At 61.6% G+C, this 24,154-nt stretch carries 19 protein-coding genes; 11 read left to right on the top strand and 8 right to left on the bottom strand.

What is annotated here, in order from left to right:
• Positions 1-105: 105 nt before the first annotated feature.
• Complete coding sequence (locus tag AC1DVH_RS13560; RefSeq protein WP_477754225.1) at positions 106-618, bottom strand: methylated-DNA--[protein]-cysteine S-methyltransferase; 513 nt, start codon at positions 616-618, stop codon at positions 106-108.
• 136 nt (positions 619-754) lie between these two features.
• On the opposite strand from AC1DVH_RS13560, the gene ggt reads away from it, so the two are divergent.
• The 7 genes from ggt to AC1DVH_RS13525 all read left to right on the top strand — a co-directional run bounded on the left by ggt (position 755) and on the right by AC1DVH_RS13525 (position 10,538).
• Entirely contained in the window at positions 755-2,482 is a 1,728-nt protein-coding gene (gene ggt / locus AC1DVH_RS13555; protein ID WP_477754224.1) for a gamma-glutamyltransferase, read from the top strand.
• Positions 2,483-2,551: 69 nt separating this feature from the next.
• Entirely contained in the window at positions 2,552-3,085 is a 534-nt protein-coding gene (locus tag AC1DVH_RS13550; RefSeq protein WP_477754223.1) for a cysteine hydrolase family protein, read from the top strand.
• A 391-nt stretch (positions 3,086-3,476) separates the two neighbouring features.
• On the top strand, positions 3,477-4,499 hold the full coding sequence (locus tag AC1DVH_RS13545; protein WP_477754222.1) for a helix-turn-helix transcriptional regulator: 1,023 nt from the start codon (positions 3,477-3,479) through the stop codon (positions 4,497-4,499).
• Positions 4,500-4,700: 201 nt separating this feature from the next.
• Complete coding sequence (locus AC1DVH_RS13540) at positions 4,701-6,497, top strand: amidohydrolase (RefSeq protein WP_477754226.1); 1,797 nt, start codon at positions 4,701-4,703, stop codon at positions 6,495-6,497.
• 18 nt (positions 6,498-6,515) lie between these two features.
• Complete coding sequence (locus AC1DVH_RS13535; protein WP_477754221.1) at positions 6,516-8,255, top strand: amidohydrolase; 1,740 nt, start codon at positions 6,516-6,518, stop codon at positions 8,253-8,255.
• A gap of 108 nt (positions 8,256-8,363) precedes the next feature.
• Positions 8,364-9,104, top strand: a complete 741-nt coding sequence (locus AC1DVH_RS13530) for a TorF family putative porin (RefSeq protein ID WP_477754220.1) — start codon at positions 8,364-8,366, stop codon at positions 9,102-9,104.
• Between the two features lie 45 nt (positions 9,105-9,149).
• Complete coding sequence (locus AC1DVH_RS13525) at positions 9,150-10,538, top strand: purine-cytosine permease family protein (RefSeq protein WP_477754219.1); 1,389 nt, start codon at positions 9,150-9,152, stop codon at positions 10,536-10,538.
• Between the two features lie 33 nt (positions 10,539-10,571).
• On the opposite strand, the gene AC1DVH_RS13520 is transcribed toward AC1DVH_RS13525, so the two are convergent.
• From AC1DVH_RS13520 to AC1DVH_RS13490, 7 genes are all read right to left on the bottom strand, one after another.
• Positions 10,572-11,288 carry a L,D-transpeptidase family protein gene (locus AC1DVH_RS13520; protein WP_477754218.1) on the bottom strand — a complete coding sequence of 239 codons (717 nt, stop codon included), beginning with the start codon at positions 11,286-11,288 and terminating at the stop codon, positions 10,572-10,574.
• Positions 11,285-12,043: a M15 family metallopeptidase gene (locus AC1DVH_RS13515; RefSeq protein WP_477754217.1), complete on the bottom strand. Its 759-nt coding sequence runs from the start codon at positions 12,041-12,043 to the stop codon at positions 11,285-11,287. Before AC1DVH_RS13515 ends, AC1DVH_RS13520 begins: the two co-directional genes overlap by 4 nt.
• Before the next feature lie 33 nt (positions 12,044-12,076).
• Complete coding sequence (gene lipA / locus AC1DVH_RS13510) at positions 12,077-13,066, bottom strand: lipoyl synthase (protein WP_223454025.1); 990 nt, start codon at positions 13,064-13,066, stop codon at positions 12,077-12,079.
• 183 nt (positions 13,067-13,249) lie between these two features.
• Entirely contained in the window at positions 13,250-14,506 is a 1,257-nt protein-coding gene (glyA, locus tag AC1DVH_RS13505) for a serine hydroxymethyltransferase (RefSeq protein WP_477754216.1), read from the bottom strand.
• A 31-nt stretch (positions 14,507-14,537) separates the two neighbouring features.
• Positions 14,538-14,921, bottom strand: coding sequence for a glycine cleavage system protein GcvH (gene gcvH / locus AC1DVH_RS13500; protein ID WP_150725972.1), 384 nt, complete (start codon positions 14,919-14,921; stop codon positions 14,538-14,540).
• 418 nt (positions 14,922-15,339) lie between these two features.
• Complete coding sequence (locus tag AC1DVH_RS13495) at positions 15,340-16,848, bottom strand: sigma-54-dependent transcriptional regulator (RefSeq protein ID WP_150671676.1); 1,509 nt, start codon at positions 16,846-16,848, stop codon at positions 15,340-15,342.
• 68 nt (positions 16,849-16,916) lie between these two features.
• A complete protein-coding gene (locus AC1DVH_RS13490; RefSeq protein WP_477754215.1) occupies positions 16,917-17,831 on the bottom strand; it encodes a LysR family transcriptional regulator in 915 nt (304 codons plus the stop codon).
• 151 nt (positions 17,832-17,982) lie between these two features.
• Here AC1DVH_RS13490 and speB point away from each other — a divergent pair, with 151 nt between their 5' ends.
• The 4 genes from speB (at position 17,983) to betA (ending at position 24,042) form a co-directional block, all read left to right on the top strand.
• The gene (gene speB, locus AC1DVH_RS13485; RefSeq protein ID WP_477754214.1) at positions 17,983-18,984 is read left to right on the top strand and encodes an agmatinase; all 1,002 of its coding nucleotides are present in this window, start codon (positions 17,983-17,985) and stop codon (positions 18,982-18,984) included.
• A gap of 52 nt (positions 18,985-19,036) precedes the next feature.
• Positions 19,037-20,545 (top strand): aldehyde dehydrogenase family protein, encoded by a 1,509-nt coding sequence (locus AC1DVH_RS13480; protein ID WP_477754213.1) that lies wholly within the window; start codon positions 19,037-19,039, stop codon positions 20,543-20,545.
• Positions 20,546-20,776: 231 nt separating this feature from the next.
• On the top strand, positions 20,777-22,351 hold the full coding sequence (locus AC1DVH_RS13475) for a purine-cytosine permease family protein (RefSeq protein WP_477754212.1): 1,575 nt from the start codon (positions 20,777-20,779) through the stop codon (positions 22,349-22,351).
• Between the two features lie 2 nt (positions 22,352-22,353).
• Positions 22,354-24,042 (top strand): choline dehydrogenase, encoded by a 1,689-nt coding sequence (gene betA, locus AC1DVH_RS13470; RefSeq protein WP_477754211.1) that lies wholly within the window; start codon positions 22,354-22,356, stop codon positions 24,040-24,042.
• Positions 24,043-24,154 lie beyond the last annotated feature (112 nt).

The following is a 24,154-nucleotide window of genomic DNA, read 5'->3' as shown; positions in this document are numbered from 1 at the left end:
CGGCAGCTCCTACAAAATCAAAAGATCAAAAGATCAAAAGATCAAAAGATCAAAAGATCAAAAGATCAAAAGATCAAAAGATCAAAAGATCAAAAGATCAAAAGATCAAAAGCCTGGCAGGCGTGCCGTGCCGGGCCACTGCCCACCCTCCAGCGTCAGCAACAACGCCTTCGCCTCAAGCCCACCGGCAAACCCGGTGAGCTTGCCCGACGCACCAATCACCCGGTGACACGGCGCCACGATCGAAATCGGGTTCTTGCCATTCGYCGCCCCCACCGCCCTGACCGCCGCCGGGTTGCCAATCTGCTCGGCGATCTGGCTGTAGCTGCGGGTCTCTCCGAACGGGATGGTCAGCAGCGCCGCCCAGACCTTCTTCTGAAATTCCGTACCGGCAAAATCCAGTTCCAGTTCGAAGCGATCGCGGGTGCCGGAAAAATATTCGCGCAACTGCGCAGCCGTGTGAACCAGGATCGGGTTGTTCGGCGCTTCGCTCATCGGCCCCAGGCGAACCCGGCCGGGTTTGTCGTTTTCCCAGAGGATGGCCGCCAGTCGTGAACCGTTCGCGACCAGCTTCAACTGGCCCACAGGTGACGCCACGGTGGTGCAGGTATAGGTCATGCCAGGGCTCGCGCAAAATTGCTGAACAGGCGTTAAGGATACTGTCTCGACGGGGAGGCGCAATACGTAATCCCGACCATACTTGGCTACGGCTTTTGAAGCGTTTTCCTACGAAATAACAAGAAGAGACTGACTCATGAAGTACGAACCTTTTGCCAAATCGCTGATTGCGACCTCGTTGGCGCTCAGCTGCCTGACCGCCCATGCCGCCTCCGTGGCCCCGGCTACCGGGGAAAACGGCATGGTGGTCACGGCCCAGCACCTGGCTAGCCATGTGGGCGTGGATGTGCTCAAGAACGGCGGCAACGCCGTGGATGCGGCGGTCGCGGTCGGCTATGCGCTGGCGGTTGTGTACCCCGCGGCAGGCAACCTCGGCGGCGGCGGTTTCATGACCATTCAACTGGCGGACGGGCGCAAGACTTTCCTCGACTTCCGTGAAAAAGCCCCGCTGGCCGCTACCGCCAACATGTACCTGGACAAGGAGGGCAACGTCGTTCCCGATTTGAGTACCCGTGGCCACCTGGCCGTGGGCGTGCCGGGCACCGTTTCGGGCATGGAACTGGCGCTGTCCAAATACGGTACCAAACCGCGCAAGGAAATCATCGCCCCGGCCATCAAGTTGGCTGAAGACGGTTTTGAACTGGAGCAGGGCGACGTCGATCTGCTGGACTACGCCACCGACATGTTCAAGAAGGACATGAAGGATTCCGGCTCGATCTTCTTGAGCAAAGGCGAGCCGATGCAGGTCGGCCAGAAACTGGTGCAAAAGGACCTGAGCAAGACCCTGCGGGAGATCTCCGAGAAAGGCGCCGACGGTTTCTATAAGGGTTGGGTGGCCGACGCCATCGTCACCTCCAGCCAGGCCAACAAGGGCATCATCACCCAGGCCGACCTCGACAAATACAAGACCCGCGAACTGGCGCCCATCGAGTGCGACTACCGTGGCTACCACGTGGTCTCGGCACCGCCACCGAGCTCCGGCGGCGTAGTGATCTGCGAGATCATGAACATCCTCGAAGGTTATCCGATGAAGGATCTGGGCTACCACTCGGCCCAGGGCATGCACTATCAGATCGAAGCGATGCGCCACGCCTATGTGGACCGTAACAGCTACCTGGGTGACCCGGATTTCGTGAAGAACCCGATTGCCCATCTGCTGGATAAAAACTACGCGACCAAGCTGCGCGAAGCGATCAAACCACAAAAAGCCGCGGTTTCCAGCGAACTCAAGCCCGGCGTAGCGCCCCATGAAGGCAACAACACCACCCATTACTCCATCGTCGACAAGTGGGGCAACGCGGTGTCGGTGACCTACACCCTCAACGACTGGTTCGGTGCCGGCGTGATGGCGAGCAAGACCGGGGTCATCCTCAACGATGAAATGGACGACTTCACCTCGAAAATCGGCGTGCCGAACATGTACGGCCTGGTGCAGGGCGAGGCCAATGCCATCGCCCCCGGCAAGGCGCCGTTGTCGTCCATGAGCCCGACCATCGTCACCAAGGACGGCAAAGTGGTGATGGTGGTCGGTACGCCGGGTGGCAGCCGGATCATCACCGCGACCTTGCTGACCATGCTCAACGTGATCGACTACGGCATGAACATCCAGGAAGCGGTGGATGCACCGCGGTTCCACCAGCAGTGGCTGCCGGAGGAAACCAACCTGGAAGCCTTCACCACCAGCCCGGACACGGTGAAAATCCTCGAAAGCTGGGGCCACAAGTTCGCCGGTCCCCAGGATGCCAACCACCTGGCGGCGATCCTGGTCGGCGCGCCATCCCTGGGTGGCAAGCCGGTAGGCAAGAACCGTTTCTACGGGGCGAACGACCCACGGCGTAACACCGGGTTGTCGCTGGGTTATTGAGGCTTGTGTCCGGAGGGGGACGGGCTTATGTTCGTCCCCTGATCCATCGACATCACAAGGAAGGAAATCATGACCACTGCGTTGTTAATCATCGACGTCCAACAGGCTTTGTGTTCCGGTGAGTACGAGTGCTTCGAGATTGGACGGGTCATCAACACCATCAATGACCTGTCTGCCCGGGCGCGCAAGGCGGGAGTGCCCGTGGTGCTGATCCAGCACGAAGAAGCGGGCAGTCCGCTGGCACATGGCGCTGCCGGCTGGCAACTGGCCGAAGGGCTGGAAACCTCGCCCAAGGACCACCGCGTGCGCAAGACCACCGGGGATTCGTTCTACCAGACCAACCTGCAAAAACTGTTGCCGAAGGAGGACTTCGAGCGCCTGGTCATCTGCGGCCTGCAGACCGATTACTGCGTCAACGCCACCGTGCGTCAGGCCCTGAAACTGGGCTACGACGTGGTGCTGGCGGGCGATGCGCATTCCACCATCGACAACGGCAACCTGACCGCCGAAGACATCATCGCCGAGCACAACAAGGACCTGGCGCACCTGACCGGTTCCGTGGCGCGGATCGATGTGATACCGGCCAAGGACATCCATTTCTGAAACCACCACATTTACCTGTGGGAGCGAGCTTGCTCGCGATGAGGCCAGCACATTCAACATTGATATTGGCTGACCCACCGCCATCGCGAGCAAGCTCGCTCCAACAGTAATTTCGGTTGCTCGCAGATGTTGCGCACACCTACCAACCCTGTGGGAGCGAGCTTGCTCGCGATGGCGTCATTACAGCCAGCATCGGTGTCGGCTGACCCACCGCTATCGCGAGCAAGCTCGCTCCCACAGTAATTTCAGTCGCTGGCCGATTTTGCATACACCCATTTACCCCGTGGGAGCGGGCTGTTTGTAACTATTGACGTCACGGCAAGCTGGACGCCATTCCCGACGCTATGGCATCGTCGAAACACCAGACCATGCAGTGAACGGGATCGCAACGATGGAGGAGGGAAACAAGGTCGACGACAACAGGTCGCTGGCCACGCTGAAGGCGTTCAATCATTGCGTATTGCACCTGGGCCGGCTGGCGCGRGACAGCGGGGCGTCGCGATTCATCGCCGATGGCCTGCAGGCATTCGGTCCCCTGGTGCCCTTCGCGTCTGCCTGGTGGGGCGAGATGTCGACGCCAGGTCCTGATGTTCCCCCCCAGAGCTGGATGCACGGCAGCATCAATCTCCCCGAATCCTTTGCCGCCGAGTGGCATCCGGTCGCAGCCAATGACAAATTCTCCTACGACACGTTGAATCAGCCTGGCGAGGTATTGCGCGACAGCGGCTTCAACGACCCTTGCGAAGCGGTCAATGAGTTCGCCCGGCGCCATGACCTCTACCACCTGATGTGCATCACCTATGAGCTGCCCGAAAGCGGCTTGATGTTTTTCGTCTGCCTCTACCGTGGCCAGGATGAACAGGCATTCGAGGAGAACGAAGCCGAGCTGTTTTCGGCATTCTGCGATCACCTGTTCCAGCTGTGGCGGTTCCAGGTTCAAGACATGATTCGCTTCGACAGCGAAAACGGCGCAAGTGATTTTGGCGTCGCGCGCATGGACGGCAGTCTGCTCTATGTGGGCGCCAGACTGTGCGCCGCCATTCAACGCGAACTGCCCGGCTGGAGCGGCTCCACGCTGCCACCTGATGTGATCGCGCAATTGTCCAAAGCCCCCTGCGTGATCCGCCTGGGCCGCTGCGCCCTGACCCTCACCCCCAACGCCGAACACGTCATCCTTTCCCTCGATGCGCCATCAGGCGGAGATGGCCTGGCACCACGGGAACGCACTGCAGCGATGCTGTTCGCCGCCGGCCACTCCTACAAGGAGATCGCCAAAATGCTCGCCCTGAGCCCCGCGACCGTGCGCACCTATTTGCGTAATTGCTACTTGCAGCTCGGTGTGAAAAGCAAGGTGGAACTGGGCTCCGTCCTGCGTTCGCCAGGCGCGCTGGCGGAGTCCGTGCGCCGGGATTAATCCCAGCCGTTTCAATTATTTGCCTTACCCCTCCTCATTTGCAGAGGTCCATTCGAACGCTGCGCCCTATAGGGTAGGCCCTGTCTATCAGGGGCTGACGCAGTCGCTTCGGGCCGCTTCAAAACAATAAGAACAGGGGTGAGGCATTTGAGACTTTCCAGGTTGTTCATCGCCATTGCGTCGACAACGGCGTTTTCCGGCATGGCGTTGGCGGCGACACCCGCTGACACGGTCATGCGCAATGGCTACGTCTACACCGTCGATGGCCAGAATTCCGTGCAGCAGGCCATCGCCATTTCCGGCGGCAAGATCGTCTATGTCGGCAGCGATGCCGGGGTCGACGGCTACATCGGCAAGCAAACACAACTGATCGACCTGGCCGGGCGCATGCTGATGCCGGGCTTCGTCGATGCGCACATGCACCCGGGGGATGGCGGTCGCGCCATGACCTTGTGCGACCTGAAATACCAGACCATGACCCGCGCGCAGTTTCAGGCGAGCATCCAGGCGTGCCTCGATGCCGACAAGGACAAGGGCCCGGACGTGTGGCTGGAAGTGGGCAGCTGGGATCGCATGGGGATGACCGGGCTCGATGGCGACGCCGACAAATCGACCCTGGACGTGCTCAAGACCCAGCGTCCGATCCAGGTGCGCTCCACCGACTTCCACACCGTGCTGACCAACTCTCGCGGCCTGGAACTGGCCGGCATCAACAAGAACACCGCCGACCCCGAAGACGGCAAATACCGACGCGACAGCGCCGGCAACCCGAACGGCATCAGTGAAGACGGCGCCGCCGAATCGTTGGCCGCCGTGGTCCCGCCTGCTACCGACGCGGAAAAACTCAATCAGGTTCGAGCAGCCCTCGACGCCATGCGCCAGCAAGGCATCACCAGTTTCTTCGATGCGCTGTCCGGCCCGGAAAACGGCAAAGCCTTCACCAGCCTGCAAAAGTCCGGCGAGCTGACAGCCCGGGCCTTGCTGGCGATCAAGCTGGACCCGGCCGCCGCTGCCGCCGACCCGGTGAAAACCATCGCCGAGGCCAAGGCCCTGGCCAGCACCTACGACCAGGGTGAAGTGCATGTCGCGCCGGGCGTGAACATGCGCCACGTCAAACTGTTCATGGACGGCATCATCAATGCCCCGGCGGACACCGGCGCCATGTTGACCCCGTACCTGCACAACAGCGGCACCGACAAGGCGCCGAAGTGGACGCCGGGCAAGAATCTGGGCGAACTGTACTTCCCGCCGCAAGTGCTTAATCCGTTGTTGCTGCAAGCGGTCAAGGCCGGTCTCGATCCGCACCTGCACGCTACCGGCGAGCGCGCGGTGCGCGATGCACTGGACAGCGTCGCCTACGTGCGCAAGGAACTGCCCGGTACTGATTTCCGTCCGGCCATCGCGCACGCCGAGTCTGTCGATCCTGCCGACTATTCGCGCTTCAAGGCACTGGACGTCACGGCCACCATGTCGTTCCAGTGGGCCCAGCAGGCACCGTCCACGGTCGACGGCACCAGTGATCACCTTGGCGCCGCGCGATTTGCGCGCATGGAACCCTCGGGCAGCATCGCCCATGCGGGCGGTCGAGTGGCGTTTGGCAGCGATTGGCCGGTCGATCCGCTGGATGAATTCCTGGCGTTGAAAGTCGGTGTCACCCGTTCCGGCGACCCCACCAATCCGCATAGCTATGGCCCCAAGTATGCCGGGCGACTCAATGCCGATCCGGCGCTGTCGCGAGCCGAAGTGCTGCGCAGCATCACCCTCAGTTCCGCCGAACAGCTCAAGCTGGAGGCGGTGCTGGGCTCGGTCGAAGTCGGCAAGTTCGCTGACCTGATCGTGCTCGACAAGAACTTCATGCAGGTGCCCGAGGAGGAACTGGGGCGCAACGACGTGCTGCTGACGCTGGTCGGCGGCAAGGTCGTGTGGGCCAAGGCGCCGTTCCTCGGGCTTGCGCCACACGTGGTTTCCCAAGCGGTTACTTCCCGATCCGCCCCATAAAAACTAGAGAGCGTTCCGATGCGATTGATTCCAAACCTGTTGGCCGCCGCGCTGGCCTTGTCGTCGGTGCAGGCCATGGCCGCCGCTGACCTGGTGTTGTTCAACGGCAAGGTCTTTACCGCCGAACCCGGCCAGGCGCTGGTGCAGGCTGTTGCGGTGCAAGACGGCAAGATTCTGAAAGTGGGCAGCGATGCCGAAATCAATGCCCTGGCCGATGCCAAGACCCAGCGCATCGACCTGGCGGGCAAAGTGTTGATGCCGGGCATGATCGACACCCACAGCCACCCGGTCTCGGGCGCCTTCGACAGCATGAAGGCCAACCTGCTGGACGAGGTCAAACCCTTGCCGGAACTGGAGCAATGGTTGATCGAAGAAGACAAGACCGGGCGTGCCCGCTCCGGTGATGTGATCAGCGTGGCGGGGGTCAGTTCGGCCTACTGGGAGAAAAGCCGTGAACTGGGCAAGGTGTTCAACCAGGGACGCTGGGCAGAACAACCGATTGTGTTCAGCGGCATCGACGGTCACACCGGTTGGGCCAACAACGCAATGCTCAAGCGCCTGAACATCGACGCGGCATTGGTGAAAAGCCTGCCGGAAAAAGAGCGCGGCTACATCGGCCATGAGGCGGACTTCACGCCGAACGGCTACTTTGCCGAATCCCGCTGGGACGTGGTGCGCAACGGTATTCCGGCGCCTACCCCGGAGGCCATGCTCAAGGCCGCTCGCGAGGCGGTGAAGATCAACAATCAATTCGGCGTCACCGCCTGGATGGACGCGGCGGCGAACGGCGGCAGCGAAGATTCGCTGTTCGATTTCCATGCCACCGCCGAAAGCGTCGGCGTGCTGCCGCTGTACAAGGAGTTGGCGCAGAACGGCGAACTCAGCGCCCACGTCGCCGCGTTGATGGTCACCAATCCGAAGAGCAAGCCCGCCGACCTGGAAGTGATCGCCACGGTGATGAAGCAGTTCGAGGGCGTGCCTAACCTGACGTTCCCCGGCATCAAGGTGTTTGTCGACGGCATTCTCGAATTCCCGGGGCAAACCGCAGCGGTCATCGTGCCATTCAAGAACAGCCATAAAAATGGTCAGTTGCTGACCGACCCGGCGCACTTCGGCGAACTGGTGGTGGCGGCGGAAAAGCGCGGCTGGATCGTGCACATGCATGCCGTCGGCGATCGCGCGGTGCGTGAAGCGCTCAATGGCGTGGCGTATGCGCGCAAGCTCAGCCCGACGCCGGTGCCGCACAGCATCGCGCACTTGCAACTGGTCAATCCCAAGGAGTTTCCACGCTTCAAGCAACTGGGCGTGATCGCTTCGATGCAACTGCTGTGGGCCACCGGCGAGTCCTACACCGTCGAACTGGTCAAGCCCTACATCAGCGCCTTTGCCTACGGTTACCAGTATCCCGCGCGGTCCCTGCATAACGCCGGCGCGACGATTGCCGGTGGCAGCGACTGGCCGGTGTCGAGCGCCAACCCGTTCAACGCCATTGCCCAGGCCAGCACGCGCAAAGGTCCGTTGGGCGTACTCAATGCCAAGGAAAGCATCGACCGCCAGACCATGTTCTACGCCTACACCCTCAACGCCGCGAAAACCCTGCGCCTGGACAAACAGATCGGTTCGCTGGCACCGGGCAAACAGGCTGACCTGATCATCCTCGACCGTGATGTGTTCAAGGTCAGCGATGACGACCTGTTCGAAACCAAAGTCCTGAACACTTTCTTCGCCGGCAAGCAGGTCTACGCCCCCGCGTCCTGACCTGCGTACACCCAGCACACGCAAAAAACTGCCAGCCCCTCGTAGCGCGAGGGGCCTGGCATCGCCATGCCTGAAATTCCCCGTACGCCATAACAACAAGAGAACTGTATGAACGCATTTTCAGCATTGACCCTCGCCGCGCTGGCACTGGCCCCCCTGACCAGCCAGGCCCTGGCCCTCAACGATGATTTCAGCCTGGACATGACCCTGGGCGTCGTCAGCGACTACCGTACCCGCGGCATCTCGCAAACCCTGGGCGATCCGGCGGTGCAGGGCGGCGCAACGCTGCTGCACAGCAGCGGCCTGTACATCGGCGCCTGGACCTCCAATGTTGATTTCGGTGGCGGCTTCGATACCCGGCAGGAGCTTGAGTACTACGCGGGTTACTACTGGCAGGCGACCGACGCGATCAGCCTGGATCTGGGCTACATCAAGTACGACTACCCGAAGAATTCTGAATTCAACCTCAGCGAGGTCTACGCCGTCCTCGACCTGTACGGCGTGAAGCTGGGTGCCTATTACTCCAAGGACACGCCGAATTTCTTCGGCGAGGACCAGGACACCCTTTACACCTACCTGGGCTACAAAATCGATTTGCCGGCCGAAGTCGGCCTGGACTTGCGCTTTGGGCGCAACGATGTGAATGACCCCGCGTTCTGGTCCGCCAGTGGCGATAGCCGTGAGTCTTACTACGAGTGGGAAGCCAAGCTGACCCGCGACTTCGTCGGCGTCACCTGGGGCCTGAGCTATATCGACACGGACTTGTCGAAAAGCGAGTGCGCCAGTTGGTACGGCTATGACGACCTGTGCTCGGCCACGGTCGTTGCCAGTGCCACCAAGACCTTCTAAGTTCATCCCCGACAACAAAAACAGTTCCTCAAAGGAAACATCGTCATGAGTGCGCAACGCAGTCCCCTGATCGAGACCCGCTCGATTGATTTCATTCCCGAGGCTGAGCGTCACGGCAGCCTCTACAGCCAGTTCACCCTGTGGCTCGGCGCCAACCTGCAGATCACCGCTATCGTCACCGGTGCCCTGGCGGTGGTACTGGGTGGCGATGTGTTCTGGTCGCTGATCGGCTTGCTGATCGGGCAAGTGCTCGGCGGTGCCGTGGTGGCGCTGCACGCGGCACAAGGGCCGAAGCTCGGGCTGCCGCAGATGATCTCCAGCCGAGTGCAGTTCGGCGTGTATGGCGCGGCGATCCCGATTGTCCTGGTGTGCCTGATGTACCTGGGTTTCAGCGCCACCGGCGCAGTGTTGTCGGGGCAGGCGATTGCGCAGTTGATCAGTGTCAGCGACAGCGCCGGCATCCTGATTTTCGCCGCGTGTATCGCGTTCCTGACGATCTTCGGGTATCGGGTGATTCACCTGGTCGGGCGGGTGGCCAGCGTGCTGGGCATCATCGCCTTCGCCTACCTGTTCACCCGGTTGATGACCCTCAACGACATCGGCCTGCTGCTTGACAATCGTCATTTCGGCTGGAGCACCTTCCTGCTGGCGGTGTCGCTCTCGGCGTCCTGGCAGATCGCCTTCGGCCCTTACGTGGCGGACTACTCGCGCTACCTGCCGAGCAAGACTTCGTCGTGGAAAACCTTCGCCGCTGTCGGCCTCGGCACGGTGCTGGGAGCGCAGACTTCGATGGTGCTGGGGGTGTTCGCCGCCGCACTGGCCGGGGCGAATTTCCGTGGGCACGAAGTGGCGACCATTGTCGGCCTGGGCAGCACCGGGGTGATCGCGTCCTTGCTGTACCTGAGCATTGTCTTCGGCAAGGTCACGGTGTCCACCCTCAACGCCTACGGCAGTTTCATGTGCATCGCCACCATCATCAGTGGCTTTCGTCGTCGCCTGGAGATCACCGCCCGCCAGCGCATGTTGTTCGTGCTGCTGATTGTCGCGGCATCCACCACGCTGGCATTGCTGGGGCAGTACTCGTTCCTCAGCTCGTTCAAGTACTTCATCCTGTTTTTGCTGACGTTCTTCACCCCGTGGAGCGCGATCAACCTGGTGGATTACTACTTCATCAACAAGGAGCGTTACGACATCCCGGCGCTGTCCGACCCGGCAGGGCGCTACGGTCGCTGGAACGTCTTGGGGATCAGCGTGTACGTGATCGGCGTGTTGATCCAGTTGCCCTTTGTCGATACCCATTTCTACTCCGGGCCGATGGTTGCGCAACTGGGCGGCGTGGACATTTCCTGGATCGTCGGGCTGCTGGTGCCGGGTGTGATCTATTACGCGCTGGCCAAGCCGTCAATGAGTGCGGTGGTGGTTGAGCGGGGTTAATACCAGCTTTTGTGGCGAGGGGGCCAGCGTTGACTAGCGCTTTGGTAGTTTCCAGCGCTCACGCAACCGTTCGTACTGCGCTTCAGGCAGTTGCACCAGCACCGGGGATTTACTTGGGTTGAGCCAATCGAACAACCGTGCGATGTTCGCCGGGTCCATGGCCGTACAGCCACGGGTCGGCGCCGTGGGGCCGCGCCAGATGTGGAAGAAAATGCACGAGCCGGCGGTGGGAGTGGCCGGGGTGTTGTGCTGGATGAAAATGCCCTGGTGGTACAAGTCATCGCTGCGGCGCATGCGTTCGGAACTGCTCCAGTCCTTGGCAACCACCGAGCCATCGACCAGTTGGTTGTAGCGAGCCGATTGGCTGTCATCCACGCATTCGATGGTCGGTGTCAGCGACAGATAGGGCAGGCGGGTGTCGGCGGAAGGTTCGTAGCCAAATGCCGTACCCAGCTTGAACATTCCAGCCGGTGCCTTGCCGTCGCCTTCCTGTTTGACCGGGCCTTCAGGTTGCCCGGTGTCGAGTTGGCCTTTGCCCCAGCCCATGCCGTTTTTGCCGAGCACCACTGCAAACGGCGCTTCGAACTTTTCAAAGGTCTTGCCGCGCCGTTCATAGCGCTGGGCAGTGGCCTGAACGTCATCCCAGTTTTTGCTGGTGACCACGATCAGTTGGTCGCTGCCGTCGAGTCCCTGGGCCATTGCGGCCAGCGGAAAAAACGTCACCAACAGGGTCTTGAGCAGAATGTTCATGGTGCAAGCGGCGTGATGGGGAAGTCCATGACGTCCGGCTTCTGCGGATTCCCGCTGTACGTGAAGTGCCACCACTCGGCCGAATAACCCACGAAGCCTTCCTTGGCCATGGCACTGGTCAGGCGCTGGCGATTGGCTTTGGCCGTGGCGTTGATCAGCGCCGAGTCGGTGTGGGCCCGCTCATCGAAGCAATCGAAACCGGTGCCCATGTCGAGCGCGCCGTCGTGCCAGCGCTGGCCGTAAGGGGCGGTGCAATCCACTGGCGTGACCGAAGGCGTCCAGGTGTCGGCGAGCAGGGCGTCGGGGCCGGTCAGCGTCAGGTCGACGGTGTTGCCTCGGGAGTGGTTGGACACCCGGGCCACATAACCCAGGCGCCAGAAGTCCTGCTTGTCGACCCGTGGATAGAACTCGGTCTTCAGCGGGTCACCGGGTTCGGTGGCGAAGCGGCCCATGTCCGCCACCGCGCGCTTGGGTCGATAGCAGTCGAATACCTTCAAGCCGTAGCCTTCGGCTTTCAGCGAGCTTTGCACTCGGGCCAATGCCTTTGCAGCGTCCTCCGACAGCAGGCACTCCGCCGCCTGGTAACCGTCGAGCGGGTGCCCGGTGAAGTTGTGCGCGCTGGCGTAGCGGATGTCCTGCTCGATGCCCGGGGCGACGCTGCGCACATACACCATGTGCCCGGGTTTCGACTCGTCGGCCATGCACGGCGTGGCAAGGCTCAGGCACAGCAGCAACAGACAGGGTGAACGCGACATCGGGAACGGCTCCATGCATGACCAGTCATTCCATCATGGCTTGAAACCGTCCGTACCTCCATGAAGTTGTTGATCGGCGTGATAGGACGAACGCACCAGCGGCCCGGACGCTACGTTCTTGAAGCCCATGCGCGTGCCTTCCTCGGCGAACCAGGCAAAGGTGTCGGGATGCACGAAGCGCTGCACCGGCAAGTGACTGCGCGAGGGTTGCAGGTATTGGCCGAGGGTCAGCATGTCGATGTCGTGCTCGCGCATGCGCTGCATGACCTCGATGACTTCCTCGTCGGTTTCGCCAAGGCCCAGCATCAGGCCGGATTTGGTCGGCACATGGGGCACCGCTTGCTTGAATTTTTGCAGCAGGTCCAGCGACCACTCGAAGTCCGAACCCGGCCGGGCGGCCTTGTACAGGCGTGGTACGGTTTCCAGGTTGTGGTTGAACACATCCGGCGGCTCATTGGCGGTGATCGCCAGGGCCACGTCCATGCGTCCGCGATAGTCCGGCACCAGGGTTTCCAGTTGAATGCCGGGCGACAGCTTGCGGATTTCCCGCAGGCAATCGACAAAGTGCTGGGCGCCGCCGTCACGCAAATCGTCGCGGTCCACCGAGGTGATCACCACGTACTTCAGGCGCAGCTCGGCGATGGCCACGGCCAGGTTCATCGGTTCGTTGACGTCCAGCGGCTTGGGCCGGCCATGGCCGACATCGCAGAACGGGCAGCGGCGGGTGCAGATGTCGCCCATGATCATGAAGGTCGCCGTGCCACCGGAAAAACACTCGCCGAGGTTGGGGCACGAGGCTTCTTCGCAGACGCTGTGCAGCTTGTGCTTACGCAGTAATTGCTTGATCCGGTCGACCTCGGGAGAGATCGGCATGCGCACGCGAATCCAGTCGGGTTTGCGCGGGAATTCATCCGTGGGAATGATCTTCACCGGAATCCGCGCGACCTTTTCCGCGCCGCGCAATTTGGTGCCGATTTCTACTTTGGCCGGGCTCTTGCCGGTCGATTCGACAATGGCATTCATGATGCTTTCCTTGTGCAGCAGGGTACTGAACCTGTGGGAGACCCTGTGGGAGCGAGCTTGCTCGCGATGAGGCCATTACATTCAGCATTGATGTTGAATGAAAGTCCGCCATCGTCGGAACGCCGCCCGGAGCAAGCTCGCTCCCACAGAGTTTTTTTCCACAAGGGTTTTTGTGTTGTGTGATCAGTCGCGGTAAACCGGGAAGTCCGCACACAAAGCCGCCGCCTGCCGTGCAACATTGGCCTCGATATCGGCATCGCCGAGGTGATCGAGGATGTCGCAGATCCACCCAGCCAACGCGATGCTCTGCGCTTCCTTGAAGCCACGGCTGGTAATCGCCGGCGTGCCGATGCGCAAACCGGAGGTCACGAACGGTGATTGCGGATCGTTGGGCACGGCGTTCTTGTTCACGGTGATGCCGGCGCGACCGAGGGCGGCGTCGGCGTCTTTGCCGGTGAGGCCCTGGCGGATCAGGCTGACCAGGAACAGATGGTTGTCGGTACCACCGGACACCACGTCATAACCGCGCTCGATAAACACCTGCGCCATGGCCTGTGCATTGCGGATCACTTGCGCCTGATAGGTCTTGAATGCTGGTTCCAGCGCTTCCTTGAAGCACACGGCCTTGGCGGCGATCACGTGCATCAGCGGGCCGCCCTGACCACCGGGGAATACCGCGGCGTTGAGCTTTTTCTCCAATTCGGGATTGGCCTTGGCCAGAATCAGACCGCCACGCGGGCCGCGCAGGGTCTTGTGCGTGGTGGTGGTGACCACATCGGCGAAGGGCAGCGGGTTCGGGTACAGACCCGTGGCCACCAGACCGGCGACGTGGGCCATGTCGACGAAGAACCAGGCGCCGACCTTGTCGGCGATCTGGCGGAAACGCGGGAAGTCCAGAGTCTTCGAATAGGCCGAGAACCCGGCGATGATCATCTTCGGCTGGTGCTCGACCGCCAGGCGCTCGACTTCGTCGTAGTCGATCAGGCCGGTGCTGGTGTCGATGCCGTACTGCACGGCGTTGTACAGCTTGCCGGAAAAACTCACCTTGGCACCGTGGGTCAGGTGACCGCCGTGGGCCAGGCTCATGCCCAGCACGGTGTCGCCGGCTTGCAGCAGGGCCAGGTAAACCGCGGCGTTGGCCTGGCTGCCGGAGTGCGGCTGGACGTTGGCATAATCGGCGCCGAACAGTTGTTTGGCGCGGTCGATGGCCAGTTGCTCGACCACATCGACGTGCTCGCAGCCGCCGTAGTAACGCTTGCCCGGATACCCTTCGGCGTACTTGTTGGTCAGGCCGCTGCCCTGGGCTTGCATCACCCGTTGGCTGGTGTAGTTTTCCGAGGCGATCAGTTCGATATGGTGTTCCTGCCGCGCATCCTCGGCGTTCATCGCCGCCAGCAGTTCGTCGTCGTAGCCTTTGATCTGGTCGTGCTTGCTGAACATGGTGTGGTCCTTTTGCGGATTCGGGGGGGCTTCAAGCGTCGGCGTGTTCTGCGGTCAGGCGTTCATAGGCGTCTTGATCGAGTAAATCGCTCAACGCCAGGGCATCGACCGGTTTGAAGCGAAAGAACCAGCCTTCGCCCAATGGGTCTTCGTTGACCAGTTCAGGGGTGCTCTCCAGCGTCGCGTTAATCTCGACCACTTCACCGTCCAGCGGCATGCCGATACTGCTGGCGGCTTTCACTGATTCCAGCACCGACACTTCAGCACCTGCATCGAAGGCGCCCAGTTCAGGCACCTGAACGAACACCACATCCCCCAGCGCCTGCTGGGCAAACGCCGTGATGCCGACGGTGACCAGGCCATTGCTCTCAAGGCGCAACCATTCGTGATCGACGGTAAAACGCAATTGGCTCATATCAACTCCTTATTGTTTTAAGGCTCGTGGCGGGGCGACGAGCGGGGTTGGAGGAGTGATAGCAAGGGCGGTGCCAATGTTTTTTATTTGTTTTAAATCAATGGCTTGAAGTAATTCTATTCAGTGCGAGAGATTCCATTCGTATTGAAATCAATACAGGCAAGCAGGGCTGTGGGTGCAGATGCCGTAATTGCGTGTGGGAAAGGTTTTGTCTTGATTTCGCTACGCTGTATCGATTTGAAGACGGAGAATTCAGCAACAACACTGATCCCCTGTGGGAGCGAGCTTGCTCGCGATTGCGGTGCGACAGGCAAAATTGATATCGACTGACACGGCCTCATCGTCGGAACGCCGCCCGGAGCAAGCTCGCTCCCACAGGGGAATGTGTTGTCGGTGACAATGTATTCCGACAGATCACTCAGGGTTTGGCGGGAATCCCGTACTTGCGCAAGCGAATCGCAATGGCGCTATGGGACGTCTGCAACCGCGCCGCCAACAACCGGCTGGACGGATAGCTGCGATAAAGCTGTTCCAGCAGGTTCTTTTCGAAATCGCCAACCGCCTCTTCCAGGCTGCCGACTTCGCCGTCGTTTTGCCGCTCTACCGCCGTGCGCGCAATGTCGAGGTCATCGATGTCCACCAGCGGATTTTCGCAAATCGCCGCCGCGCGAAAGATCACGTTCTGCAATTGCCGCACGTTGCCCGGCCAGCGGTTGCCGAGCAGGGCGCTGAAGGTGCTCGGTGCCAAACGACACGGCGGTCGCTGGATCTGCGCGCAGGCCTGTTGCATGAAGTGATTGGCCATCAGCAGGATGTCGTGACCGCGCTCGCGCAGCGGCGGCACTTGCAGGTTGAGCACGTTGAGGCGGTAGAACAGGTCTTCGCGAAAACGCCCTTCGGCGACCATTTTTTCCAGGTCACGGTGGGTGGCGCTGAGCACCCGCACATTGACCCGGACTTCCTTGTCGCCACCGACCCGGCGGAAGCAGCCATCGCTCAAAAAGCGCAGCAATTTGGCTTGCAGGTACGGCGACATTTCCCCTACTTCATCGAGGAACACCGTGCCCTGATCGGCCAGTTCCAGCAGGCCGAGCTTGCCGCCCCGTTGCGCGCCGGTGAAGGCGCCGGGGGCGTAGCCGAACAACTCGCTCTCGGCCAGGCTCTCCGGCAGCGCCGCACAGTTGAGGGCCAGAAACGGCGCATCGTGCCGTGGGCTGATGGCATGGCAGGCGCGGGCCACCAACTCCTTGCCGGTGCCGGTTTCACCCTGGATCAGCAACGGCGCATCGAGGGCCGCCACCCGTTGCGCGCGGGCCTTGAGCGCACGGATCGGCGGCGATTCGCCAAGCAGCGCATCGAAGCCTTCGGCATGGTCATGGTGCAGCGCCGACAGGCGTTCACCAATGCGGTTCGGTTGATACAGGGTGAGCAGGGCGCCGGCGTCGGTGATCGGCATCGCGTCGAGGAGCAGCGTCTGGCCACCGAGGCTGACTTCGTGCATCGGCAGGCGGAAATGCTGAGCGATCAAGGTGCGCTGCAAATCGGCATCGTCGAACAGCGCGGTCAGCGATTCACCGGCCGGTTCGCGTCCGCACAGAGCGATCAGCGCCGGGTTGGCCAGCAACACGTGACCTCGGTCATCCACCGCCAGCACGGGGTCGGAACTGGCTGCCAGCAACGCGTCCAGTTGCAGGCGCCGACGCTGGCCGGGAAGGATGTCGACCATGGTCACTGCCTGCACGCCGCGCACATCAAAAAGGGCTTCGCGCAATTCTTCGAGCACCTCGGCGCCCAGGGTCGGCGCATCGATGTAGACGTTCGGCGGCACCATCTCCACGGCGTCCAGGTTGAAACTGCGACCACCGAGCAGGGCCAGCACTTCCTGGGTGATGCCGACGCGGTCGATGAAGGTGACGTGGATGCGCATGACGGGCCTGCAAGGTTGGCGAACCGAATCAGTATGCCCGGCAAAATTTGAATTTGGCGAGTGTCACATCACGGCTGTCCGGTTTTACGGGCGCTGGCGGCCAGGTCTTCAAGGAACGCCTGGAGGATCGGTGGCGGTGCCGTGCCGCGTCGGGTGATCACGTCGAACGGCGATTTCAAACGCAGACTCCCGGGGGCCAACTGGTGCATCTCACCGTTCTTGACCCACTGGGCGGCGAAGTGCTCAGGCAGAAAGCCCAGGTAGGCACCGGAAATGATCAGGATCGCCGTGGCTTCGATGTTGTCCACGGTGGCTGCCGCCTTGCTCACGCCCAGGTGTTCGAGGTCGTATTGCTGCATGTAGCCGCGCACGACGATCCGCCCGGCAGCGACTTCTTCGAGCAGTTCCTCACCTTCGGCGTGGCTGCCGTACAAGGGGTGACGCCGCCCGCAATACAAGCCCAGGGCTTCCTGGTACAGCGGCGATTGCAGCAACCCCGGCACATGGATCGGGAAGTGCCCGATGGCGAGATGAAGGCGACCGTCGAGCACCCGTTCCTCGAGTTCCGCCGGGGTGCCGACGTAAACGTTCAGGTGCACGTCATGCCCGCGGGAGACGAAACGCTGGGTGGTGCGCGGGATCGGCGAGTCGGGGTCGGTAATCGTGGTGTCGATGATCCCCAGGTTGAGCTTGCCGCTGATGTGCTGCTTGAGCACGTCGGCGTCCATGCAGAAGTTTTCCACCGCCGACAGCAGGCGCTGGGTGGCTTCATGAATCGCCACCCCTTGTTCGGTCAGGCGGAAGCCACTGCGCCCGCGCTGGCAGAGTTTGACCCCGAGGCGGGTTTCCAGGTGGGTCATCTGTTCGCTGATGGTCGACTGCCCGGCATTGAGCGCCGCCTGCGCGGCCGAGAAACCCCCGCAGCGCACAATCGTGGCAAACACCCTGAGCAGTTTCAGGTCGACATCGTGCAGCTGGATCATCTTGGACCTCCGGCCTGTGGATGCATCGGGAATGCCGATATGAGTATCTGATGTTTAGCATTTTTTCCACGAAAACCTGCGCCCATAGTCTTTCCAACGGCGGTCGCCTTGCAGTCCGTCAAGCCGATAACAAGAAGTGGAGAGGCTAGAAATGTCGAACAACGGTTATGAATCCGGTCGCCTGAACCTGCCATTCGTAGGTCATTGCACCTTTGGCAAATCCCCGGTGTGCACCGATTGGGATGCACTGGATGCCGACGTCGCGGTGCTCGGCGTGCCCAACGACATGGGTACCCAGTGGCGCTCCGGCGCACGCTTCGGACCACGCGGGATTCGCGAAGCATCGACGCTGTTTTCCTTCGGTCACGCCGGCGCCTACGACCACGAAGATGACGTGATGTACCTCACTGCTTCGGACGTGCGCATGGTCGACGTCGGTGATGCCGACATCGTCCACACCGACATGGCCACCAGCAACAAGAACACCGAATACGCCGTGCGCAAGATCCTCGATGCCGGCGTGATGCCGGTGGTGCTCGGCGGCGATCACTCGGTGCACGCGCCAGTGATCAAGGCCTTTGAAGGCCGCGGCCCGATCCACATCATCCACTTCGATGCGCACCTGGACTTCGTCGACGAACGCCACGGTGTGCGCTACGGCCACGGCAACCCGCTGCGCCGCGCCTCGGAAATGAACCACATTGTCGGCATGACCCAGATGGGCATCCGCAACGTGTCGTCGTCCAACCGCGACGACTACGAAGCGGCTCATGAAGCTGGTTCGAAAATCCTCTCGGTGCGTGACGTGCGTCGCCTTGGCGTCGAGGGTGTGCTGGCGCTGATCCCGCAGAACATCAACTACTACATCACCATCGACATCGACGGTTTCGACCCGTCCATCGCCCCCGGTACCGGCACCCCGAGCCACGGCGGCTTCCTCTACTACGAAGTGCTGGAAATCATCCAGGCCCTGGCCAAGCGCAGCAAAGGCAACATCGTCGGCATGGACCTGGTGGAAGTGGCACCGGTCTACGACCCGACCGGCATGACCTCGATCCTCGCCGCACAACTGCTGCTCAACAGCATCGGTTTCATCTTCCACGAGCGTGGCAAGGTGCGGGCAGCCGCCGAGAGCGAAGCCGCATCAGCCTGATCATCGAAACCAGTGACCCGGCGGCTCTGACTGCCGGGCAGAGAGAACAAAAATGGACACGATCGTCAAAAGTTACCTGCAGAAATTCGGCGTCAGCGAAGCCACCCAGACCTTCCTCAGCAAGGTCCAGAAAATGTTCATCGGCGGCGCCTGGGTCGAAGCCAGCGACGGCCAGACTTCCGATGTGATCGAACCTTCGACCGAAGGCCTGATCACCCGCATTCCCATGGGCACCACCGATGACCTGGACCGCGCCGTGCAAGCCGCACGCGCGCAGTTCGACGGCGGCGTCTGGCGTCAGGCCAAACCGGCCGAACGCGAGCGCATGATGCAGCGCCTGGCCGACCTGATCGAGCAGAACGCCGCGGAGCTGGCGGAAATCGAATCCATCGACATGGGTAAATCGGTTGCCTTCGCCAAGGACGTGGACATCCAGGGCACCGTCGATACCCTGCGTTACTTCGCCGGCTGGGCCACCAAGCTGCACGGCCGTACCGTCGAGCCTTCGCTGCCGGGCAATTACCTGGCCTATACCCGCAAGGAAGCGGTGGGCGTAGTCGGCGCCATCGTGCCGTGGAACTTCCCGCTGCAAACCATGGCCTGGAAGCTCGGCGCGGCACTGGCGACCGGATGCACCGTGGTGGTCAAGCCTGCGGAGCTGACCTCGTTGTCGGCCCTGCGTTTCGCTGAATTGGTACAGGAAGCGGGCATCCCTGATGGCGTGATCAACATCGTCACCGGGCGCGGCAGCGTGGTCGGTGCGGCCATGGCCACCCACCCGGGCATCGACAAACTGACCTTCACCGGTTCGACCCCGGTCGGCCAGACTGTCGGCCGTGCAGCGCTGGATGACATGAAGCGCCTGACCCTCGAACTCGGTGGTAAATCACCGGTCATCGTCTGCGCCGACGCCGACATCCCGGCCGCCGCCCAAGCAGTCGCCAACGGCGTGTTTTTCAACTCCGGGCAGGTATGCGACGCCGGTACACGGGCCTATATTCATAGCAGCGTCTACGACGAATTCCTGCGTGAGCTGATCGCCTACACGCGCACCCTGAAAATGGCCCCGGGCCTGGATCCTGATTGCTTCATCGGCCCGCTGGTTTCGGCCCTGCAAAAGCAGCGCGTAACCGAGTACATCGAAACCGGCAAGGCCGAAGGCGCCGAACTGGTCTACGGCGGCCAACCGGTCGATGGCCCTGGCTTCTTCGTCGAGCCGACCATCTTCGCCAACTGCCGCAACGACATGCGCATTGTCCAGGAAGAGATCTTCGGCCCGGTGCTGGTCACCGCACCGTTCGACGATGAAGAAGAGGCACTGGCCCTGGCCAATGACTCGCCCTACGGCCTGGCGGCGGCGCTCTATTCCAACGACCTGGGCAAGGTGCACAGCCTGATTCCACGCTTGAAAGCAGGCTCGGTCTACGTCAACGCCCACGGCACCCTCGATCCGTCGATGCCGTTCGGTGGCTACAAACAGTCCGGATTCGGCAAGGACCTGGGCGCCGAGCAGCTCGATTACCTGCTCGAAACCAAGGCAGTCTGGATCACGCTGCCTTGAGTCAAGGCTGACTCAATCCCTGTGGGAGCGAGCTTGCTCGCAATGACGGTTGCACATTCAACATCTGTGTTGCCTGACCCTCCGCTATCGCGAGCAAGCTCGCTCCCACAGGTTTTCGGTTCCAGCAACAACGCCAGGTAGGCACGGGCAACTGACTCAATCCCTGTGGGAGTCGTTCACCCGAAAGAACGCGGTTATCTCGTCATGATCTTCCAACAATAAGAGTCCATCATGAACACTAACGCCAAGTCCGCCACGAGCGTGTCCAGCCCCGACGAAAAATCCGTCGTCGAGGGGCATTCGATTGACTTCATCCCCGAGAACGAGCGCACTGACAAGCTGGCCAGTCAGGGCCCGTTCTGGTTCCTCGGCAATTTCACCTTCTTCACCATGACCATCGGCTTCGTTGGCCCAAGCGTCGGCCTGACCGCGCTGTGGACTACGCTCGCCGGTACGCTGGGCATCATGTTCGGCACACTGTTCATGGCGTTTCACGGCTCCCAGGGCCCGCACCTTGGCCTGCCGCAGATGATCCAGTCCCGCGCGCAGTTCGGCTATCGCGGGGTGATTTTGGTACTGCTCGCAACGCTGTTCGTGTTCGCCGGCTTCAACATCGTCAACCTGGTGCTGATGATGCAGGGGCTGCATACGCTATTCGGGTTCAACCCGGCGGTGATCGCGGTGGCGGTGACCATACCGGCGGCGGTGCTGGCGATTCTCGGCCATGACTGGATGCACCGCAGCTTCAAATGGGCGCTGTACCTGTCGTTGCCGCTGTATGGCCTGGTGACCGTGGCGGTGGTGATGGGCTGGGTGCCGGATGCAGTGCTGCCGGCGCTAGCGGAGGGCGAAGTGGCCCGGGAGCCGCTGGGTTTCAACTGGACCGGTTTCATCGCGCAGTTTGCGGCGGCCGCCAGCTACAACATCGCCTATGCGCCTTATGTGTCGGACTACTCGCGCTACCTGCCGAAAAACACCTCCAGCGGCAAGTTGATCGCCGTGGTGTTCCTCGGGGCTTCGCTGTCTGGCGCGTGGATGATTTCCGTGGGTGGCTGGCTGGCCGATCACCTGCACTCCACAGACGTGCTGGTGGCCCTGGGGCAAGTCGGCAACACCGTGTCGCCGCTGGTGGGCACGGCTGTGGTGATCGTCACCATCCTGGCGTTCCTGCCGGTGATCGCGATGAACATCTACAGCGCCAAACTGACCACGCTGACCTGCGTCGATTCGATCAAGCACATCGAACCCACCCGCAAGGCGCGCATCCTGGCCATCGGCTTCGTGATCCTGCTGCAGCTGGGCGTGGCCCTGAGCATCCAGAGTTCGGGCAAAGGCCTGTCGGTGCTGGGGATCTACCTGGTGGTGATGCTGTACTTCCTGGTGCCCTGGACCTCGGTCAACCTCACCGACTACTTCTTCGTGCGCAAGGGCCGCTACGCCATCCCGCACTTCTTCATGCCCCACGGCAACATCTACGGCAGCTGGGGCCTGCGCGGCATCGCCGCCTATGCCATCGGTTTTATCTCGATGATCCCGTTCTTCTACATCTTCGACGGCGTTGAACAGCGCGAGGTGTATGTCGGCCCGCTCGCCAAGGCGCTGGGCAGCATCGACATCGCCTGGCTGGTCGGGCTGATCGTATCCGGCCTGGCGTACTACTGGCTGAGCCGCTCGATCGATCTCAAGCGCGAAGAAGTAGTGATCCAGCAGATCGAGAAAACCTCCCCGCAATACACCACCGGCGACACGTTGACCCACAAACAGCCACCACAACCGGTATTCACTGAATCGACGGTCGGGAGATAGTCATGACCACGCAAAAATACGACTACATCATCATTGGCGCAGGCTCGGCAGGTTGTGTGTTGGCCAACCGCCTGAGCGAAGACCCGGCCACCTCGGTGCTGGTCCTGGAATTCGGCGGCAGTGACAAGAGCGTAGTGATCCAGATGCCGAGCGCATTCTCGATCCCGATGAACACCAAGAAATACAACTGGCGCTACGAAACCGAGCCGGAGACCCACCTCAACGGCCGACGCATCCACTGCCCACGGGGCAAGGTGCTGGGCGGTTCGTCGTCGATCAACGGCCTGGTGTACATCCGTGGCCACGCGCTGGACTTTGACGAGTGGGAATCCCTGGGTGCCGAAGGCTGGGGCTATCGCAACTGCCTGCCGTACTTCAAGCGTGCCGAGAGCTACGAGTCGGGCGGCGACAGCTATCGCGGGCAGACCGGGCCGCTGCACACCACCAACGGCAACCACATGAAAAACCCGCTGTACGGTGCCTGGGTCGAAGCCGGCGCAGAGGCGGGCTACATCAAGACCGAAGACTGCAACGGCTACATGCAGGAAGGTTTCGGTGCCATGCACATGACCGTGAAGAACGGCGTGCGCTGCTCCACGGCCAACGCCTATCTGCGCCCGGCCATGGGCCGTCCGAACCTGACGGTGATCACCCATGCGATGACGCGCCAGATCATCCTCGAAGGCAAGCGTGCGGTGGGGGTCATGTATGACCACGGTGGCCAGACTCACCAAGTGTATTGCAACCGCGAAGTGCTGATCTCGTCCGGGCCGATCGGCTCGCCGCACCTGCTGCAACGCTCCGGCATCGGCCCGGCGGACGTCCTGCGCAAGGCCGGGATCGGCGTACGTCATGACCTGCCGGGAGTAGGGGAGAACCTGCAGGATCACGCCGAGGTGTACATCCAGTTCGGCTGCAAGGAACCGGTGACCCTCAACAGCAAGATGGACCCGCTGAGCAAACTGATGATCGGTCTGCGCTGGCTGCTGTTCAAGGACGGCCTGGGCGCCACCAACCATTTCGAGGCCGGTGGTTTCATCCGCTCCGAGAAGGGCCTGCGCTGGCCGGACATCCAGTTCCACTTCCTGCCGGCGGCGATGCGCTACGACGGTAACAAGCCGATCAAGGGCCACGGCTTCATGGTGTTGACCGGGCCGAACAAGCCGAAAAGCCGTGGTTATGTGCGGGTGCGTTCGGCTGATCCGTACGAGCATCCGGAAATCCGTTTCAACTACCTGGAGCGCGAAGAGGACCGCGAAGGTTTCCGCCGCTGCATTCGCCTGACCCGCGAAATCATCGGCCAGAAAGCCATGGACCGCTTCCGCGACGGCGAAATCGCCCCGGGCGCGCAGGTGACCAGCGATGAAGACCTCGACGCCTTCGTCCGTGACAACCTGGAAAGCACCTACCATCCGTGCGGTTCGTGCCGCATGGGCGAGGACGACATGGCGGTGGTCGATTCCGAATTGCGCGTGCGCGGCATCGCCGGTCTGCGGGTGATCGATTCGTCGGTGTTCCCGACTGAGCCGAACGGCAACCTCAATGCGCCGACCATCATGCTTGCCGAACGGGCGTCCGATCTGGTGCGTGGCGTGCAGATGCTGCCGTCAGCGGATGTGCCGGTGGGGCTGGTCGAGGGCTGGGAGAGCAGCCAGCGTACTTCGTTGCCGGGGCGTAACGTGCGGGTCTGACCGCAACCCGCAATCCAATGTGGAAACCTAATGTGGGAGCGAGCTTGCTCGCGATAGCGGAGGGTCAGGCAACACAGATGTTGAATGTGCAACCGTCATTGCGAGCAAGCTC

This window comes from Pseudomonas sp. P4_C3 (assembly GCF_056402075.1).
This window is presented reverse-complemented; position numbering and strand designations above follow the sequence as displayed.

Coding starts and splice junctions, on each gene's coding strand:
- ggt (WP_477754224.1), top strand. CDS start 755: ATGAAGTACGAACCTTTTGCCAAATCGCTGATTGCGACCTCGTTGGCG.
- AC1DVH_RS13550 (WP_477754223.1), top strand. CDS start 2,552: ATGACCACTGCGTTGTTAATCATCGACGTCCAACAGGCTTTGTGTTCC.
- AC1DVH_RS13540 (WP_477754226.1), top strand. CDS start 4,701: ATGGCGTTGGCGGCGACACCCGCTGACACGGTCATGCGCAATGGCTAC.
- AC1DVH_RS13535 (WP_477754221.1), top strand. CDS start 6,516: ATGCGATTGATTCCAAACCTGTTGGCCGCCGCGCTGGCCTTGTCGTCG.
- AC1DVH_RS13530 (WP_477754220.1), top strand. CDS start 8,364: ATGAACGCATTTTCAGCATTGACCCTCGCCGCGCTGGCACTGGCCCCC.
- AC1DVH_RS13525 (WP_477754219.1), top strand. CDS start 9,150: ATGAGTGCGCAACGCAGTCCCCTGATCGAGACCCGCTCGATTGATTTC.
- AC1DVH_RS13520 (WP_477754218.1), bottom strand. CDS start 11,288: ATGAACATTCTGCTCAAGACCCTGTTGGTGACGTTTTTTCCGCTGGCC.
- AC1DVH_RS13515 (WP_477754217.1), bottom strand. CDS start 12,043: ATGTCGCGTTCACCCTGTCTGTTGCTGCTGTGCCTGAGCCTTGCCACG.
- lipA (WP_223454025.1), bottom strand. CDS start 13,066: ATGAATGCCATTGTCGAATCGACCGGCAAGAGCCCGGCCAAAGTAGAA.
- glyA (WP_477754216.1), bottom strand. CDS start 14,506: ATGTTCAGCAAGCACGACCAGATCAAAGGCTACGACGACGAACTGCTG.
- gcvH (WP_150725972.1), bottom strand. CDS start 14,921: ATGAGCCAATTGCGTTTTACCGTCGATCACGAATGGTTGCGCCTTGAG.
- AC1DVH_RS13495 (WP_150671676.1), bottom strand. CDS start 16,848: ATGCGCATCCACGTCACCTTCATCGACCGCGTCGGCATCACCCAGGAA.
- AC1DVH_RS13490 (WP_477754215.1), bottom strand. CDS start 17,831: ATGATCCAGCTGCACGATGTCGACCTGAAACTGCTCAGGGTGTTTGCC.
- speB (WP_477754214.1), top strand. CDS start 17,983: ATGTCGAACAACGGTTATGAATCCGGTCGCCTGAACCTGCCATTCGTA.
- AC1DVH_RS13480 (WP_477754213.1), top strand. CDS start 19,037: ATGGACACGATCGTCAAAAGTTACCTGCAGAAATTCGGCGTCAGCGAA.
- AC1DVH_RS13475 (WP_477754212.1), top strand. CDS start 20,777: ATGAACACTAACGCCAAGTCCGCCACGAGCGTGTCCAGCCCCGACGAA.
- betA (WP_477754211.1), top strand. CDS start 22,354: ATGACCACGCAAAAATACGACTACATCATCATTGGCGCAGGCTCGGCA.